This window comes from Paenarthrobacter sp. NPDC089675 (assembly GCF_044749185.1).
Classification (GTDB): Bacteria; Actinomycetota; Actinomycetes; order Actinomycetales; family Micrococcaceae; genus Arthrobacter.
Window position 1 is genome coordinate 398,704 of sequence record NZ_JBIVHM010000004.1, and the last position, 17,654, is coordinate 416,357.

The following is a 17,654-nucleotide window of genomic DNA, read 5'->3' on the forward strand; positions in this document are numbered from 1 at the left end:
GCGGTGACCCTCCGCTTTTATGACACAGCCTCCGCCGAAGTCCGCGACTTCGTTCCCCTCGAACCCGGCAAGGCCAGCGTCTACTACTGTGGGGCCACCGTCCAAGGCATGCCGCATGTGGGCCACGTACGCTCCGCAATCGTCTTCGACCAGTTGACCAGATGGCTCGAGTTCCGTGGCCTGCGAGTCACTGTGGTCCGCAACGTCACGGACATCGACGACAAAATCCTGGTCAAATCCGAGCAGTCCTTCCGCGAAGACTGGTTCACCGAGCCCTCCGCCCGCATGGACGAGGAATGGTGGGCCCTCGCTTACCGCTACGAGCAGGAATTCGAGTCAGCGTACGAGACGCTCGGAGTGCAGCGGCCCACGTACGAGCCCCGCGCCACCGGTCACATCCCGGAGATGCATGCGCTGATCCAGCGGCTGATCGACCGTGGCCACGCATACCCCGCGCTGGATGACTCAGGTGACGTCTACTTCGACGTACGCTCGTGGAGCAAGTACGGTTCCCTGACCCGCCAGAACATTGATGACATGCAGGGAGCGCCTGACGCTGATCCGCGCGGCAAGCGCGACCCCCGCGACTTCGCGCTATGGAAGGGCTACAAGGAAGGCGAACCCGCAACCGCCAAGTGGGAGTCCCCCTGGGGGGCGGGCCGGCCCGGGTGGCACCTCGAGTGCTCGGCAATGGTCACCAAGTACCTCGGCCCGCGTTTTGACATCCACGGCGGCGGGCTGGACCTCCGTTTCCCGCACCACGAGAACGAGATGGCGCAGTCCCAGGCGGCCGGCGATGAATTCGCCAACTTCTGGATGCACAACGGCATGGTCACCTACGAGGGCGAAAAGATGTCCAAGTCCATCGGCAACACGGTGAGCCCGGCCGAGATGCTGGAGCTGGCCTCCCCGCGGGTCGTCCGGTACTACCTCGGGCAGGCCCACTACCGGTCGGTCCTGGATTACCGTCCCACGTCGCTCCAAGAGGCCGCGGCCGCCGTCGAACGTATTGACGGCTTCATTGCCAAGGCTGCCGCCAAGGTCAAACACGACACGGGCGGGCCGGGTGCCTACGCAGTGGCTCCCCAGGCCAACATGCCGGTTGCATTCGCGGCCGCCATGGACGATGACCTGAATATCCCGCAGGCACTCGGGGTGCTGCACGAGACCGTCCGTGCCGGCAACACCGCCCTGGCGGCCGGCGATCTGGACGCAGCGAAGACCGCTCTGTACAGCGTGGAAGCCATGACAGGTGTCCTGGGCTTGGATTCGGTCAAGCGTCCGGAGGCCGTGCAGGGCCGTGAACATGCGGCCCTCGAAGTCCTGGTTGAAGCGCAGCTCAGCGCGCGCGCCGCTGCCCGTGCCGCCAAGGACTGGGCCGCCTCGGACGCCATCCGGGACACCCTCGCCGCCGCGGGGGTCGTGGTGGAAGACGGCCCGGATGGTGCCACGTGGAGCCTGAAGCGCGACTGACGCGGACCCTGACCCGTCAGCCCGATTGGACGGGGTCAGTAGACTTGATTCCAGACTTACTCACAACATCAAGGATGGAATCCCATGGCCAACAACGGTAACCGGTCGGTCAAGAAGAAGAAGGGCCCCACCATCGGAACCGGTGGCCATGGCCGCAAGGCACTGGAGGGCAAGGGCCCCACTCCCAAGGCGGAGGACCGCGTCTACCACAAGGCCCACAAGAACAAGCTGCTGGCCGAGCGTTCCGCTGCGAAGCGTGGTCCGGGTGCCCGCGGGACAAACCCGCGTAGCGCGGGCCGGGGTTCCGGACCCAAGGGCCGCGCAACCGAAGAACTGGTCACGGGCCGCAACTCGGTTGTCGAGGCCTTGCGCGCCGGCATCCCCGCGAAAGCCCTGCACGTTGCTATCCGCATTGAAATGGACGACCGCGTCAAGGAGTCCCTCAAGCTTGCCGCCGAACGCGGGATTCCGCTTCTTGAAGCCGGCAAGCAGGAACTGGACAGGATGACCGAGGACGCCGTCCACCAAGGCCTCGTCCTGCAGATCCCGCCCTACGAATACGGTGACGCCTACGAGCTCGCGGAAGAAACCATTGCCAAATGGAAGAAGGGGCACATCGCGAACGCCCCGCTCTTTGTGGCGCTCGATGGCATCACCGACCCCCGCAACCTCGGCGCGATCATCCGCTCCGTTTCGGCTTTCAGCGGGCACGGCGTCATCGTCCCGGAGCGCCGCTCCGTTGGCGTCACGGCTTCCGCCTGGAAGACTAGCGCCGGTGCCGCCGTCCGTGTTCCCGTGGCACGTGCGTCCAACTTGAACAACGCCCTCAAGCAGTTCAAGAACATGGGCATCTACGTGCTCGGCCTTGACGGTGACGGCGATGTCTCGCTGCCTGACCTCACCGTTGCCACCGAGCCGGTCTGCATCGTGGTGGGTTCCGAGGGCAAGGGCTTGAGCCGCCTGGTCCGCGAGAACTGCGACCAGATCGTCTCCATTCCGATCGACTCGGCCATGGAGTCACTCAACGCATCCATGGCGGTGGGTATCTCCCTCTACGAAGTGTCGCGCCAGCGCGCCGCCAACTAGGTTCCTCTCTCACTTCCCGACCGGTCCTGAGGGTTCCTCTCTCACTTCCCGACGTGTTTCTCCGATCGCTCTCTCACCTCTGGCGGGTGGGGGAGCGATTGTCTTTGCAGCCAGCGCCCTTTCGGACGCGGGGATGTGCGAGAGCGATCGGGTAAGGCGGGTGGGATGTGGAGGAACGATCGGGTAAAGCAGGTGGGATGTGCGAGAGGAACGGGGGTCTAGAAGTCGCGGCGGTTGGCAAGCACCGGAAGTTTTTGGCGGGCGTCGTCCACCACAGCGGCGTCAAGGTCTGCGAAGAGCAGCCCAGGCTCACCTTCCAAAGCCGCCAGCACCTGGCCGAACGGGGAGACGACGGCGGAGTACCCCACGCCCGTTGGTGCGGTGCCTTTCGCTTCGATTCCTTGGGTGGCCGGATCTCCCTGCCCGCAAGCGAGGACGAACGTGGTGGTGTCTACGGCCCGGGCGCGGGCCAGGAGCTGCCATTGTTCTGCCTTGCCCGGCCCTGAGCCCCAAGACGCCGAAACGATGTTGACCACGGCGCCGCGCTGCGCGTTGGCCGTGAAGAGTGCCGGGAACCGGACGTCGTAGCAGGTGGCCAATCCGAAGGTGAGGCCTCCGGCGTCGAACGTGACCGGATCAGTACCCGCCTCTACGGTGTCCGATTCCGCGAAACCGAATGCATCGAACAAGTGGATCTTGTCGTAGCTCGTCTCAACACCCGGGCCCGTGGCCAGGAGCGTATTCCGGACCCGGGGTTTCCCGGATTCCGAGGGAGCGCCCGGCGTGAACAAGCCGGCAATAATGACCAGCTCCAGTTCTTTGGCGATTTCGCGGACGCGGCTTGCCCAGGGACCGTCGAGGGGTTCGGCAATATCCAGGAGGGAATTCCCGAAGGAGCGCATCATGGCCTCGGGGAAGACCACCAGCTCCGCGCCGCCGTCCTTGGCGCGGCGGGCGTATTCCTCGAGCAGCCGCAGGTTGGCCGCCAGGTCGCGGCCGGTGATGACTTGGGCAAGTGCCACGCGCACGATGTGTACCTCCATACTGTTCCCTTCAGTATGGCAAGCACGTCAAAGTAAATGCCGTGTGTTTCGTCACATGGGAACCGGACACCGCACATATCGGGCGTGGAACTAAACTTGCAAGCAATGGTAATGCCTATTTTGGACACAGCAGCCACCGTGGATGCCTCGCGGCCCACGCCCCTCGGTCTGAGCGCACCTCAGCCCGGGCCCTTCGCTGCTGCCCCTGCCGCGGCACATCAAGTCAACGTCGCCGTCTTCGCGCCGGCACTTGAACGCGTCGAGATTGCCTACCAGGCCCCCGGGGACGGCTGGCGGGTCCACACCCTCCCCAATACGCTGGAGGGCGTCCACTTCGGGCTCGTGCCGGACATGCCTCCGGGCACCCGCTACGGTTTCCGGGCCGCTCCTGCCGAGGGTGGCCTGCCGCTGTCCGTTCCCGCGGTTGATTTTGACGACGACGGCGAGCAGGGTCTCTTGCTTGATCCCTACGGGCGCGCTGTGGACCAGAGGGGCGAATTCCTCACGAGCGTCCACCTTTCCGCCGATTTCGACTGGGGCGATGACAGCCCTCCGGGTACCCCGCTGCGGACGTCGGTGATCTACGAAGCACACGTCCGTGGCCAGACGATGCTCCACCCGGACATTCCCGAACACCTGCGCGGCACGTACGCCGGCATGGCCCACCCGGTGATGATCCAGCACTTGACTGAGCTGGGCATTACCGCCGTGCAATTGCTGCCCATCCACTTCCATCTCGATGAAGGCCACCTCCAGGACTTGGGCCTGACCAACTACTGGGGCTACAACACTGCTGCCTTTTTTGCCCCGCACGCCGACTACGCCACGCAGGCGGCACGGAACGCGGGCCCGCATGCCGTGCAGGACGAGCTCAAGGGCATGATCAAACTGCTTCATGCCGCGGGCATCGAAGTGATCCTGGACGTGGTGTACAACCACACGGCAGAGGCAGGGCCGGACGGCCCAATCATCAGTTTCCGCGGCCTGGGCGAGGCGCGCTATTACCGCCATGATGCCCACGGCCGCTACCTGGATACCACCGGCTGCGGTAACACCATGGACTTCAGCGATCCCGCGGTTGTGCAGTTGGCCTTGGACTCCCTGCGGTATTGGGTCACCGAGTTCCATGTGGACGGATTCCGCTTCGATCTCGCCGTCACCCTGTGCCGCGATGCCGGCAACCAGTTCGATCCCGAGCACCCGTTCCTGCAGGGCATTGCCGAGGACGCGGTGCTCTCCAAAGTAAAGCTCATCGCCGAGCCGTGGGACGTCGGGTATGGAGGATGGCAAACAGGCCGCTTTCCGCAGGGCTGGTCGGACTGGAACGACCATTTCCGTGACGGCGTACGACGCTTCTGGCTGTCCGACCGTGCTGCCATCGAGGCCGGCGGTCAGGGCGGCTCGGTGGCTTCCTTGGCCGAGATCATGGCCGGCTCCGAAGGGCTCTTCGCTCCTTCAGGGAGAACACGCCTGGCCTCAGTCAACTTCGTCACCGCCCACGACGGCTTCACCCTGGCCGACCTCGTGAGCTATGACCGCAAGCACAACGAGGCCAATGGCGAACAAAACCGTGATGGCCATGGTGACAACCGCAGCTACAACCATGGCTTTGAGGGCCGCAGCGAGGACGAGGCGATCGTAGCCGCCCGCGCGCTCTCGGTCCGCAACCTCATGGCTACCCTGTTGCTGTCCATCGGTGTTCCCATGATTACGGCCGGCGATGAGCTGGGCCGAACCCAGCAGGGCAACAACAATGCCTACTGCCAGGACAATCCCACCGCCTGGTTGGACTGGAGCCGTACTCACCAGGCCAACGCCCTTTTCCAGACCACCCGCGAATTGGTCCGCCTGCGCCGGTGGTTCCTCCGCCACCAGCCCGAGGACTTCCCTGCGAAGGCCAACGACTCGAGCCTGCAGTGGTTCGATGACAAGGGCAAGAAGATGACTCCGGCCCGCTGGAACGATCCCAATGTACGCTCGGTCCAGCTCCTCATGGGACACGAAGACAGCCAGGTGCGCGGCCTGGTGGTGGTCAACGGCAGCAACCATGATGTCAAGATGGTCCTGCCGGAAATCCTGAGCGAAACCGGCATCGGCAAACGGATGTTCGAGCTCCGCTTTACCACTTCCGTGCTGCACGAACGGCGCAAGGGTGCACTGGTGGCGTCCGGCGAGCGGGATATCCTGCAAGCCAACACCATCAACATCTACCGCACCTGACCGCCCACACAGCAGTAAAAGGAGGGACCGCCATGAAGCGCAGCAGGCTGGTGGCCTTCGCGGGCTTGGTGATTGCCGTCGTCGTGCTGGTCATCGCCATGGTGAGCGGCCAGCAGGCGCCCACCTCACCTGGTCTTACAACCGGCCCCGGGACAAGCACGACGGCGGCACCCACCGCCGCTGTCAGCGCGCCCCCGAATCCTTCGGGACTGCCGGCGGTCAACGCTTCCCAGCTGCCGAAGGAGGCACGCCAAACGCTGGCCCTGATCGCGAAGGGCGGGCCATACCCTTACCCCGAGGATGACGGGAACTTCGGCAACTTTGAGGGACTGCTGCCAAAGAGATCCAGTGGCTACTACCGGGAATACACCGTGGTAACCCCGGGCGCCTCCAACAGGGGAGCCCGCCGGATCATCGCGGGCAAGGACGGCGCCAAGTTCTACACCGCCGACCACTACGAATCGTTCAAGTTCATCGTCGAGGACAAGTAGGAACCCATGAAGATCTACTCAGCAGATACCTGGACTCTCGAAGAACTCCAGGAACAGGTCTCCGACGCCGGACGCCGCACCATCCTGGTACCGGCGGCCGCGACCAAGCAGGGCGTGCTGGAGGTGTTCGGGCAGGTCCTTGATTTCCCCGAGTACTACGGCGTGAACCTGGATGCCCTGAATGATTCCCTGCATGACTTCGCGGATTCCCTCTCCGACGACGACGATGCCCCGGTGACCATGATCTGGCAGGTTCCCTCGGCCTATCGCACGGACCGTTCCTTCGCCGTGGTCTGTGAAATCCTCCAGGACGCGGAGCGCTATGCCGGCCGCGACCTGGCAGTGATCGCGGTGTTCCAGCACTAAGAGTCCCGGGCTCCAAAAAGCAGTCGGCCCGCTGTTCCGTTTCCCAACAACGGAACAGCGGGCCGACTGCTTTTTGGAGCTTAGGCGTTTGCGATCAAACCGAGTTCGGCCTTTGACGCCAACGCCGAGTGCTTCGGGAACACCCGCACGGTGTAGCCGAAGGAGCCCGAGCGGTTGATCACCAGCGAACCGTGGAACAGGTGCCGTCCGTTTCCGAGGTCCTCCTTGGGATCGAGTTCGGCCACCACTACGTCTTCGAGCTCATCGCTTTCTTCCGCGCGGCCGAAAGCGACTTCCACGGACACGTCCTGCGGGGAGAGATTGTTCAGGGCTACGTAGGCGTTGACCTGGAGGGTGTCGCCAACCTGCGGCTCCTCGGACACGCCCACGGAGTCCACGTGTTCCACCACCACCTCGGGCCAAGCGTTCCGGACCCTGGACGTCCAGGCTGCAAGTTCCTTGGCTTCCTTGTGCGACTCGGCGATGGCACGCCGCCCGGAGACTGCCGCGGGGCAGTACAGCTTGTTGACGTAGTCGTGGAGCATGCGTTCGGCCGAGACGGCCGGGCCCAGGTGGGCCAGCGTGTGCTTGATCATGGACACCCAGTGGGTGGGGATCTTCTCCGTGCTGGATTCCGAAGGTCCCGCCGCGCCTGCGCCCTGGGCGACGGTGGTGCCGTAGAAGCGGGGTGCCACTTGCGTCTCAAGCAGTTCGTAAAGGGCCGCCGCTTCGATGTCGTCGCGTTCGTCGGCCGAAGCGCCGTTGTTGGCCGTCGGAATCGCCCAGCCGTTTTCGCCGTCGTACATTTCGTCCCACCAGCCGTCCAGGACGGACAGGTTGAGCGAGCCGTTGATGGCTGCCTTCATGCCGGACGTTCCGCAGGCCTCGAGCGGGCGGAGCGGGTTGTTGAGCCAAACGTCGCAACCCGGGAAGAGGGTGCGGGCCATGGCGATGTCGTAGTTGGGCAGGAAGACGATCCGGTGACGGACCTCGGGGTCGTCAGTGAAGCGGACGAGGTCCTGGATCATTTTCTTGCCGGCGTCGTCGGCCGGATGCGACTTGCCGGCGATGACCAGCTGGATGGGGTGCTTGGGATCCAGCAGCAAGGCCTTCAAACGTGCGGGGTCGCGCAGCATGAGCGTGAGCCGCTTATATGTCGGAACACGGCGTGCGAAGCCGATGGTGAGCACATCCGGGTCCAGGACGGAGTCGGTCCAGCCGAGCTCGGCATCGGCAGCACCGCGCTTCTTCCAGGATGCGCGCAAGCGGCGCCGTACATCCTCGATCAGCTGGACGCGGAGTTCGCGCCGTAGGTTCCAGACGTCCTCGTCGCTGACGTTGTAGGCCAAGTCCCAGCGGCCGAGTGCTTCGGCTTCCGCCCCGAACTGCGTGCGGGCCAGGGAAGAGATCCGGGGATCCACCCAGGTGGGAACGTGAACGCCGTTGGTGACGGAGGTGATGGGTACCTCCGAGTGGTCGAATCCGGGCCACAGACCGGAGAACATCTCGCGTGACACTACTCCGTGGAGCTTTGCCACGCCGTTGGCACGCTGCGCGAGCCGCAGGCCCATCACCGCCATGTTGAAGACTGACGGGTTGCCGCGGTCGTAGTTTTCCCGGCCGAGTTCGAGGATCTTGTCAACGGGCACGGCGGGGGCCAGGCCGGACTCGAAGAAGTGCTTGATCTGCACTGTTTCGAACCGGTCGATTCCGGCAGGGACCGGGGTATGCGTGGTGAAGACGGTGGACGCGCGTCCGGCGGCCAGCGCTTCCTCCCAGGTGAGGGGATCGTTGGGATCGGACATCGCTTCCTGGATGCGCTCGATGCCGAGGAATCCGGCGTGTCCCTCGTTGGTGTGGAAGACCTCCGGTGCAGGGTTGCCCGTGAGCTCCTGGTAGACGCGGAGGGCCTTGACACCGCCCATGCCCAGCAGGAGTTCCTGCTGGAGGCGGTGGTCTCCGCCGCCGCCGTAGAGCCTGTCGGTGATGCCGCGGGCGGCCTCGTCGTTGGAAGGGACATTGGAATCAAGCAACAGCAGCGGTACGCGTCCGACGTCGGCACGCCACACGTGCGCGTGGAGCTCCCGGCCGTTGGGCAGCGGCAGGGAGATGTGGACGGGCTTGCCGGGGACGCCGTCCTTGGCCGGGTGGCGGAGCAGTGTCAGCGGCAGGCCGTCCGGGTCCAGGACAGGGTAGGTCTCCTGCTGCCAGGCGTCGCGGGAAAGGGACTGTTTGAAGTAGCCGGCCTGGTAGAGGAGCCCGACGCCGATGAGCGGCACGCCGAGGTCCGAGGCTGCCTTGAGGTGGTCGCCTGCGAGGATGCCCAGACCACCGGAGTACTGGGGCAGTACCTCGCTGATGCCGAATTCGGGGGAGAAGTACGCAATGCACCGTGGCGCGTCTTCACCAAGGCCCTGGTACCAGCGTGGTTCGCTGAGGTACCGGTCCAGATCGGCGGCAGCTTCCTGCACACGGTTCACGACGTCTTCGTTACCCGCCAGTTCCTGCAGTTGCTCGCGGCTGATCGACCCCAGCAGGGCGATGGGGTCGTGCTGCGCGGCCTCCCAAAGAGCCGGGTTGAGGCTCGCGAAAAGTTCCCTCGTTGGCCGGTGCCAGGACCAGCGCAGGTTGGTCGCCAAACGGGCCAGGGGCCTGATGGACTCGGGGAGGACGGTACGGACTGTAAACCTTCGAATTGCCTTCACGAGCGCCACACTAACCGACTCGCATGGCAGCCGGAACTGCTTTGGGTTTCTTTTAGGTAAAAGACATCTTGCGTCGAGAAGATAGGTCGTTTGCTTAGCATTCTCTGATATTTGTCGCTAACGTCGTGCTTGTGACGAATACGCAGCGAACCATCACCGCTTTGAAATCCAAGACGAAAACGGACATCACCGACGGGCTTCGCTTCGGCCGGTTCCCCATCACGGCCGTCCAGCCGGTGATCGAGGGTGGCCGCTTCCCGGCGAAGGCCCTCCCGGGAGAGGACCTGCGCGTATCCGCCACGGTCTTCCGCGAGGGCCACGACCAGCTCGGTGTCTCTGCCGTTTTGCTCGATCCCCGGGGCAAGGAACGCCAACGGGTCCGGCTCGCACCCTCCCAGGAGGAACGCTGGAAGGGCCTGGACCGCTGGGAAGGCTGGATGACCCCGGCAGGTACCGGCGCATGGTCCTTCGTCATCGAGGCCTGGCACGACCGCTATGGAACGTGGCACCACAACGCCGAGGTCAAGGTCGCCGCGGGCATCGACGTGGAGCTGATGCTCACCGAAGGTGCTGTGTTGCTGGCGGGCGCGGCAGATGACGACGCCGGACGAAGCGCCGCGGAGAAGCGCACCTTGCGCGCCGCGTCAGTGGTTCTGGGGGACACGACCAAGTCTCCCGAGGAGCGCCTCGCCGCCGGTTTCAGCCCCGAGGTGCTTGCCGCCGTCGGACGCGTGCCGATCCGCGAACTGGTGACCGTGTCCGAGCGCTACCCGCTGCAGGTTGAACGCGAACTGGCCGGACGGGCCGCCTGGTATGAGTTCTTCCCGCGTTCCGAAGGCGCTGTCCTGGACCACGCCACGGGTGTTTGGACGTCCGGAAACTTCCGTACGGCCGCAAACCGCCTGGACGCCGTGGCGGAAATGGGCTTCGACGTCATTTACATGCCGCCGATCCACCCGATCGGCTTCCAGCACCGCAAGGGCCGGAACAACACGCTGACGCCCGGGCCGCAGGATCCAGGCTCGCCCTGGGCCATCGGCTCCAAGGACGGCGGGCATGACGCCATCCACCCGGACCTCGGAACTTTCGAGGATTTTGACGCCTTCGTGGCGCGGGCCAATGAATTGGGGCTTGAGGTTGCCCTGGACCTCGCTTTGCAGGCTGCCCCGGACCACCCCTGGGTGACATCGAATCCGGAATGGTTCACCACCCGCGTGGATGGTTCCATTGCCTACGCGGAAAACCCGCCGAAGAAATACCAGGACATTTATCCGCTGAACTTTGATAACGATCCTGCTGGCCTGTCCAAGGAAATCCTGCGGATCGTCCAACTGTGGATCAGCCACGGCGTGAAAATTTTCCGTGTGGATAATCCGCACACCAAGCCGGTCTGGTTCTGGGAGTGGCTGATCGGCAAGGTCAACAAGAAAAACCCCGAAGTGGTTTTCCTCGCGGAGGCATTCACGCGGCCGGCCATGATGCACGCCTTGGGGCGGGCAGGCTTCCAGCAGTCCTACACCTACTTCACATGGCGGAATACCAAGACCGAACTTGAAGAGTACTTCCAGGAAGTCAGCCACGAGACCGCTGCGTTCTTCCGGCCGAACTTCTTTGTGAACACTCCGGACATCCTGACGGAATACCTCCAGTACGGCGGCCCGGCAGCGTTCAAGATCCGCGCGGTCCTCGCGGCCACTGCAAGCCCGCTTTGGGGCGTGTACGCGGGCTACGAACTCTTCGAGCACGTCGCCCGGCCGGGCGCGGAAGAGTACATCGACAACGAAAAGTACGAGTACAAGGCAAGGGACTGGGAAGGCGCGGCGGCTTCCGGCCACACGTTGGCCCCGTACATCACCCGGCTCAACACCATCCGCAGGGCCCACCCGGCACTGGGGGACCTGCAGAACCTCACCCTGCACCACAGCACCGACGACGCCACGATTGTGTACTCCAAGCACAAGACGCTTCCGGACGGCACCAAGGACACGCTGATCATCGTGGTCAACGTTGATCCCCACAACACGCGGGAAAGCACGGTCTCGCTGGACCTCGCAGCCTTGCAACTCGATCCAGGTGACTTCAACGAGGACGGCCGCTACTGGGTGGACGACCTCATTACCGGCCAGAGTTGGGCGTGGGGCGAGCACAATTACGTCCGCCTGGACGCCCACGTCGAGCCCGCCCACGTGCTCAGCATCCGGAGGCAGCCTTAGTGAGTTTCTCTCCGCAAAACCCGAGCCAGTACTTCACTCCGAAGAACACCTTCGAGCTGAACGCTCCCGGTCTCCAGCACGATCCGCACTGGTACCGCAAGGCTGTGTTCTACGAAGTACTGGTCCGGGCTTTTGCGGATGCCAACGGCGACGGCTCGGGGGACTTCCAAGGCCTGATCGACAAACTGGACTACCTCCAGTGGTTGGGCGTGGATTGCCTCTGGCTGCCGCCGTTTTTCCATTCCCCGCTGCGGGACGGCGGCTACGACATTGCGGATTACACCTCGGTCCTGGATGAATTCGGCACCATCAGCGATTTCAAGCGACTGGTGGCCGAAGCACATGCCCGCGGGGTCCGGGTCATCATCGACCTTCCGCTCAACCACACCTCGGACCAGCACCCCTGGTTTCAGGAGTCCAGGAAAGACCCTACCGGGCCGTACGGGGACTTCTATGTGTGGAGCGATACGGACGAGAAGTACCAGGACGCCCGCATCATCTTCGTGGACACGGAGGAGTCCAACTGGACCTTCGATCCCATCCGCCGTCAGTTCTTTTGGCACCGCTTCTTCAGCCACCAGCCGGACCTGAACTTCGAGAACCCTGCGGTGATCGAGGCGCTCCATGACGTGATCCGGTTCTGGCTTGACCAAGGCATCGACGGATTCCGTGCCGACGCCATCCCGTACCTGTACGAGGAAGAGGGCACCAACTGCGAGAACCTGCCCAAGACCCACACTTTCCTGCAGGACCTGCGGAAGATGGTGGACGCGAACTACCCGGGCCGGGTGATCATCGCCGAAGCCAACCAGCCGCCGCAGGAAGTGGTGGAATATTTCGGCACCGAAGATGCCCCCGAGTGCCATATGGCCTTCCACTTCCCGATCATGCCCCGGCTGTACTACGCGCTCAGGGATCAAAAGGCGGGGCCGATCATCGAGACGCTGCGCGATACTCCTGAAATTCCCCGTGGCGCCCAATGGGGAACCTTCCTCCGCAACCACGATGAATTGACGCTGGAGATGGTCACGGCCGACGAACGTGCCGCCATGCTCGGGTGGTACGCGCCCGATCCCCGCATGCGGGCAAACATTGGAATCCGCCGCAGGCTGGCGCCGTTGCTGGACAATTCCCGCGCCGAGATCGAACTCATCAATGCCCTGTTGCTGTCCTTGCCCGGAAGCCCGTTCCTGTACTACGGGGACGAGATCGGCATGGGGGACAACATCTGGCTGGATGATCGCGATGCCGTGCGGACCCCGATGCAATGGAACCCCGACCGCAACGCAGGATTCTCGAACGCCGATCCCGGCAAGCTCTATCTGCCGGTGATCCAGTCGCTCGTGTACAACTTCGGAAATGCGAACGTGGAGGCGCAGGCCGCGCACTCCGGCTCGCTGCTCCGATGGACCCGGCAAGTCCTCAGCGTCCGCAAGAACCACCCCGTGTTCGGCTTGGGTACCTTCCGCCACATCGAAGCCGACAACGAGGTGGTTCTGGCGTACGTGCGGGAGCTTCCGCCGGGAAACGCAGAGGGAGAAACCGCGGAAACCATCCTGTGCGTCTTCAACCTCTCACAACATCCAGTGGCCGCTTCCCTGGACCTGCCGGAATTCGTCGGCAGGGGCTTCAGGGATATCTTTGGCGGCCAGCCCTTCCCCGCCGTGGGCGATAACGGCCAACTGCACGTCATGTTGGGAAGCCACAACTTCTACTGGTTGCGGCTGCGCTCTGCGTCTTCCAACCCTTCGTCGCCTTTTACGCAGGCGATCCCCGTGGTGTCGACCAAAGGATGAGATGAGCAAGGGAACACTTAACCCCGCCATTGAAAGTCTTCTCCGGAACTGGCTCCCCACCAAGCGCTGGTTCCCGGTGAAGAGTCCCGATTTTGCGCTGGAGCGTGTCGGAGGCTTCCAAGTCCCGGACCCGGGAGGGAGCGCCAACGCGGAGGTCCTGCTGCTCGGGGTGACCTACAGGACGGCCGACGGCGGCCCGCGAACGGACATTGTCCAGGTCCCCTTGAGCTTCCGCAGCCAGCCGCTGGCCGAAGCGCCGGCTGCCCTGCTGGGGGAGTTCACGGATTCCGGGAAGGGGCTGAAACTGGTCTACGACGCCGTCTTCGACCAGGACTTCGTCAATGCCTGGCTTGAGTTGATGCGCCGGGAAGGCACGGTGGCTGACGGTACCGCGAACGGCCACCTCACCAAGGGCAGGCTTTCCCTACCTGCCCGCCCCACTTCGGTGAAGGTGTTGTCCGGTGAGCAGTCCAACACTTCCGTCATTGTCGACGACGGCGAATCGGCCGCGATGGTGAAGCTCTTCCGTGTTCTCGCGGCCGGGAAGAACCCGGAGGTTGAATTGGGCGCGGCCCTCACGGCCTCCGGCACCACGGAAGTTCCGGCAACGCTTGGTTGGATTACCGGGTCCTGGAAAGGACCGGCCGGTGCCGCCACGGGCGAACTGGCCGTGGCCCACGAATTCCTGCGCGGCGGCATGGACGCGTGGAGGTTGGCCGTGGATGCTGCTTCTTCGGGCACCGACTTCACCAAGGAAGCGCACGGGCTTGGCGTCGCAACGGCCACGGTCCACGCCCGGCTTGCGGAAACGTTCGGAAGCTCTGATGGCGAGGCGCAGGTTTCCGGCGTCGCCGCAACCCTGGCCCAGCGCGTCCGCCAGTCGTGGGCTGAAGCGGCTCCCGCCGTCGGGCCCTATGACGAAAGCCTGGAAGAACTGCTGGCCACCCTCGAGCCGCAGGCGGTGGGCCGGTTGCAGCGGATCCATGGTGACCTGCACCTGGGCCAGATCCTTAGGGTTCCCGCCGGTGAGTTGGAACCCGGCCGCTGGGCCATTCTCGACTTCGAGGGCGAGCCACTGCGCACCATCGAAGAACGGAACATGCCCGACCTTCCCCTGCGCGACGTGGTGGGTATGCTTCGGTCCTTTGACTACGCGGCAGGAGCCGCTGTTCGCGAGAATGCGGACGCCAAGGTTCCGGAAACATGGGTGGACGATTGCGCCGAAGCGTTCCTGGATGGGTACACGGAAGTCAACCCGGGAACCATAGACCGCCGCTCGCCGCTCTTTGTGGCATTGTGGCTGGACAAGGCCTTATACGAGGTGGTCTATGAGTTGCGCAACCGGCCGGACTGGCTGTCCATTCCGGTCAACGCAACCCGGCGGATCCTCGACAACACGAGCCGCGGCAAGCACGCGGCGGCTACAGCGGAAGGTAATGACATGACAGGCTCTGCACGCACCGAACGGCCCCGGGTACCCCGGCAGGTGGATTCCGAGACCTTGGCCCGCGTGGCAGCTGGTGCCTACCATGCACCCCACTCCGTTCTAGGTGCCCACCTGGACGACCACGGGCACGTCACCGTCCGCACGGTCAAACACCTAGCAAGGTCGGTGGCCGTGGTCACCGAAGCGGGCCGCACGCCCATGGAGCACGAATCCCACGGTGTGTGGGTAGCGGTCCTGGAACCGCTCCAAGCCGGCCACGTGCCGGACTACCGCCTCGAAGTAACCTACGACGACGAAACGGTCACCGTCGATGACCCGTACCACTACCTGCCCACAGTAGGCGAAGTGGATCTGCACCTTATTGGCGAGGGCAGGCACGAACGGCTGTGGGACGTCCTGGGCGCTCACTTGCAGAATTACCGGACGTCATTGGGCGATGTGAACGGCGCCTCCTTCGCCGTGTGGGCCCCGAACGCGCAGGCAGTCCGCGTCATGGGCGACTTCAACGGATGGGACGGCCGACACCATGCGCTCCGCTCGCTCGGATCCTCAGGGGTGTGGGAAGTCTTCATCCCGGGCGTTGTAGCAGGGGCGTGCTACAAGTACGAGATCCTTACCAAGGCGGGCCGCTGGGTGGAGAAGGCCGATCCGCTGGCCTTCGGTACGGAGGTGCCGCCGCTGACCGCCTCCCGCGTGGTGGACTCGAGCTACCGCTTCAAGGACTCCGAGTGGATGGCCGCCCGCGCATCCCGCGATCCCCACAACTCGCCAATGAGCGTCTACGAAGTACACCTCGGCTCATGGCGCCTGGGCCTTGGCTACAAGGAGCTTGCCAAGGAACTCGTGGAGTACGTCAAGTGGCTCGGCTTCACCCATGTTGAGTTCATGCCGGTGGCAGAACACCCGTTCGGCGGGTCCTGGGGCTACCAGGTCACGTCCTACTACGCTCCGACATCCCGTTTCGGCCATCCGGACGAATTCCGCTTCCTGGTGGATTCCCTTCACCAGGCAGGCATCGGTGTCCTCCTTGACTGGGTGCCCGCGCACTTCCCCAAGGATTCGTGGGCGCTGGCGCAGTTCGATGGGCAGCCCCTGTACGAACACTCCGATCCCGCATTGGGCGAGCACCCGGACTGGGGCACGCTGATTTTCGACTTCGGTCGTCGCGAGGTCCGGAACTTCCTGGTGGCCAATGCGCTGTACTGGCTCGATGAGTTCCACATTGACGGACTGCGGGTAGACGCGGTGGCTTCGATGATCTACCTGGACTACTCCCGCGAAGAAGGGCAGTGGCGGCCCAACAAATACGGCGGACGGGAGAACCTCGAGGCGATCTCCTTCATGCAGGAAGTGAACGCCACCGTCTACAAGACACACCCTGGTGCCGTCACCATTGCGGAGGAATCCACGGCGTTCCCCGGCGTTACGGCTCCCACCAACCACGGTGGCCTGGGCTTCGGCCTCAAGTGGAACATGGGCTGGATGCATGACTCGCTGAAGTACATCTCCGAAGACCCCATCAACCGCAAGTGGCACCACGGCACCGTCACGTTCTCCCTGGTCTATGCCTTCTCCGAGAACTTCCTCCTGCCCATCAGCCATGACGAGGTGGTGCACGGCAAGGGTTCCATGCTGCGGAAGATGCCCGGCGATCGCTGGCAGCAGTTGGCCAACCTCCGCGCGTTCTTCGCCTACCAATGGGCGCACCCGGGCAAGCAGCTCATCTTCATGGGTACGGAGTTCGGCCAGGAAGCCGAGTGGTCCGAACAGTACGGGCTCGACTGGTTCCTTGCCGACATCCCGTCGCACCGTGGCCTGCAGTTGCTGGTGAAGGACATCAATGAGCTGTACGCTGCGACGCCTGCGCTCTACAGCCAGGACAATGAACCTGCCGGCTTCCAGTGGATCAACGGCGGGGACGCCGACCACAACGTCTTGTCCTTCATCCGGTACGACCGCGACGGCAACGCCCTGGTCTGTGCCATCAACTTCTCCGGGGCGCCGCACCATGGATACATCCTTGGCGTTCCCGCCGCGGGGGAGTGGACGGAAGTGTTGAACACCGACTCCGAGGCCTATGGCGGATCGGGCGTGGTCAACGCGGGCGTCCTGAAGGCAGGCAACCCTGGAACGGACGGACAGCCGGCAGCGCTGACTGTGACACTGCCGCCGCTGGGAGCCTCGTGGTTCACCCTGGCTAAGTAACCCTCGCTCACATCCCGCGTGTTTCGGGCCGATGCTCGCTCACGTAATCACCGTTTCACGGCAACGCTCTCCCACTTCTTCCGGGGGAGCGTTGCTGGTTTCGGTGGGGTGATGAACGACGGCGGCCCGGCCGCCGGTCTCCGTCTCCGGGCCCGCCAAATCAGCACTTTGCCAACCCGGCCAGGTGTGTGTATAGTTAATACCCGCGCTGCTCCCCAGTGGAGGCCGGTGAGTCTGACAAGAATCCGCAAGGAAAATCAAGTCAAGAACGCCGATTTGACCCGGAGGCAGGCAGCGTGTAAGTTTGAAAAGTTGCTCCGGAGCGATCCAGTGGCCCTGTGGGGTTGGTGGTGGTACTGCTTTGGATTAGTGACCTGTTGTTTGAGAACTCAATAGTGTGCCAAGTTTGTTGATACCGATTGTTTTATTGATTGGTTGATTTTTGATCGGGCCATTCGCGCACCCCCGTGTGTGGTGGTTTGGTTTTCAGCTGGTTTCAGATTTGCAGCTGCTTTTGCCGTGATTTCCGGTGGGGGTGGTTGTGTTTCGTTTTTTGTTTTTGAACGGAGAGTTTGATCCTGGCTCAGGATGAACGCTGGCGGCGTGCTT

At 63.7% G+C, this 17,654-nt stretch carries 11 protein-coding genes; 8 read left to right on the forward strand and 3 right to left on the reverse strand.

The genetic code is table 11. The features are described from left to right. Nucleotides 1–3 precede the first annotated feature (3 nt). Complete coding sequence (cysS, locus tag ACIPY2_RS11870) at nt 4–1,473, forward strand: cysteine--tRNA ligase (RefSeq protein WP_400266575.1); 1,470 nt, start codon at nt 4–6, stop codon at nt 1,471–1,473. 84 nt (nt 1,474–1,557) lie between these two features. Continuing rightward, entirely contained in the window at nt 1,558–2,559 is a 1,002-nt protein-coding gene (gene rlmB / locus ACIPY2_RS11875; RefSeq protein ID WP_400266576.1) for a 23S rRNA (guanosine(2251)-2'-O)-methyltransferase RlmB, read from the forward strand. Between the two features lie 218 nt (nt 2,560–2,777). Here the strand turns inward: rlmB and ACIPY2_RS11880 are convergent, their stop codons facing one another. After that, a complete protein-coding gene (locus tag ACIPY2_RS11880) occupies nt 2,778–3,587 on the reverse strand; it encodes a carbon-nitrogen hydrolase family protein (RefSeq protein ID WP_400266597.1) in 810 nt (269 codons plus the stop codon). Nucleotides 3,588–3,707: 120 nt separating this feature from the next. Here ACIPY2_RS11880 and glgX point away from each other — a divergent pair, with 120 nt between their 5' ends. The 3 genes from glgX to ACIPY2_RS11895 are packed head-to-tail and all read left to right on the forward strand — an operon-like array spanning nt 3,708 to nt 6,679. Next, the gene (gene glgX, locus ACIPY2_RS11885; RefSeq protein WP_400266577.1) at nt 3,708–5,822 is read left to right on the forward strand and encodes a glycogen debranching protein GlgX; all 2,115 of its coding nucleotides are present in this window, start codon (nt 3,708–3,710) and stop codon (nt 5,820–5,822) included. A 32-nt stretch (nt 5,823–5,854) separates the two neighbouring features. Beyond that, nucleotides 5,855–6,313: a ribonuclease domain-containing protein gene (locus ACIPY2_RS11890; RefSeq protein ID WP_400266578.1), complete on the forward strand. Its 459-nt coding sequence runs from the start codon at nt 5,855–5,857 to the stop codon at nt 6,311–6,313. Nucleotides 6,314–6,319: 6 nt separating this feature from the next. Further along, entirely contained in the window at nt 6,320–6,679 is a 360-nt protein-coding gene (locus tag ACIPY2_RS11895) for a barstar family protein (protein WP_400266579.1), read from the forward strand. Between the two features lie 80 nt (nt 6,680–6,759). Here ACIPY2_RS11895 and glgP read toward each other — a convergent pair whose 3' ends face one another. Further along, nucleotides 6,760–9,384 carry an alpha-glucan family phosphorylase gene (gene glgP / locus ACIPY2_RS11900; RefSeq protein WP_400266580.1) on the reverse strand — a complete coding sequence of 875 codons (2,625 nt, stop codon included), beginning with the start codon at nt 9,382–9,384 and terminating at the stop codon, nt 6,760–6,762. Nucleotides 9,385–9,509: 125 nt separating this feature from the next. Here glgP and ACIPY2_RS11905 point away from each other — a divergent pair, with 125 nt between their 5' ends. From ACIPY2_RS11905 to ACIPY2_RS11915, 3 genes are read left to right on the forward strand one after another with little or no spacing between them, the layout of a single operon-like run. After that, the gene (locus ACIPY2_RS11905) at nt 9,510–11,597 is read left to right on the forward strand and encodes an alpha-1,4-glucan--maltose-1-phosphate maltosyltransferase (RefSeq protein WP_400266581.1); all 2,088 of its coding nucleotides are present in this window, start codon (nt 9,510–9,512) and stop codon (nt 11,595–11,597) included. Beyond that, complete coding sequence (gene treS, locus ACIPY2_RS11910) at nt 11,597–13,393, forward strand: maltose alpha-D-glucosyltransferase (RefSeq protein WP_400266582.1); 1,797 nt, start codon at nt 11,597–11,599, stop codon at nt 13,391–13,393. The genes ACIPY2_RS11905 and treS overlap by 1 nt, the downstream gene beginning before the upstream one ends. 1 nt (nt 13,394) lies before the next feature. After that, entirely contained in the window at nt 13,395–17,045 is a 3,651-nt protein-coding gene (locus tag ACIPY2_RS11915; protein WP_400266583.1) for a 1,4-alpha-glucan branching enzyme, read from the forward strand. A gap of 389 nt (nt 17,046–17,434) precedes the next feature. Here ACIPY2_RS11915 and ACIPY2_RS11920 read toward each other — a convergent pair. Continuing rightward, nucleotides 17,435–17,654 (reverse strand): hypothetical protein (locus ACIPY2_RS11920; protein WP_400266584.1); only part of this gene is annotated, 220 nt, incomplete at its 5' end.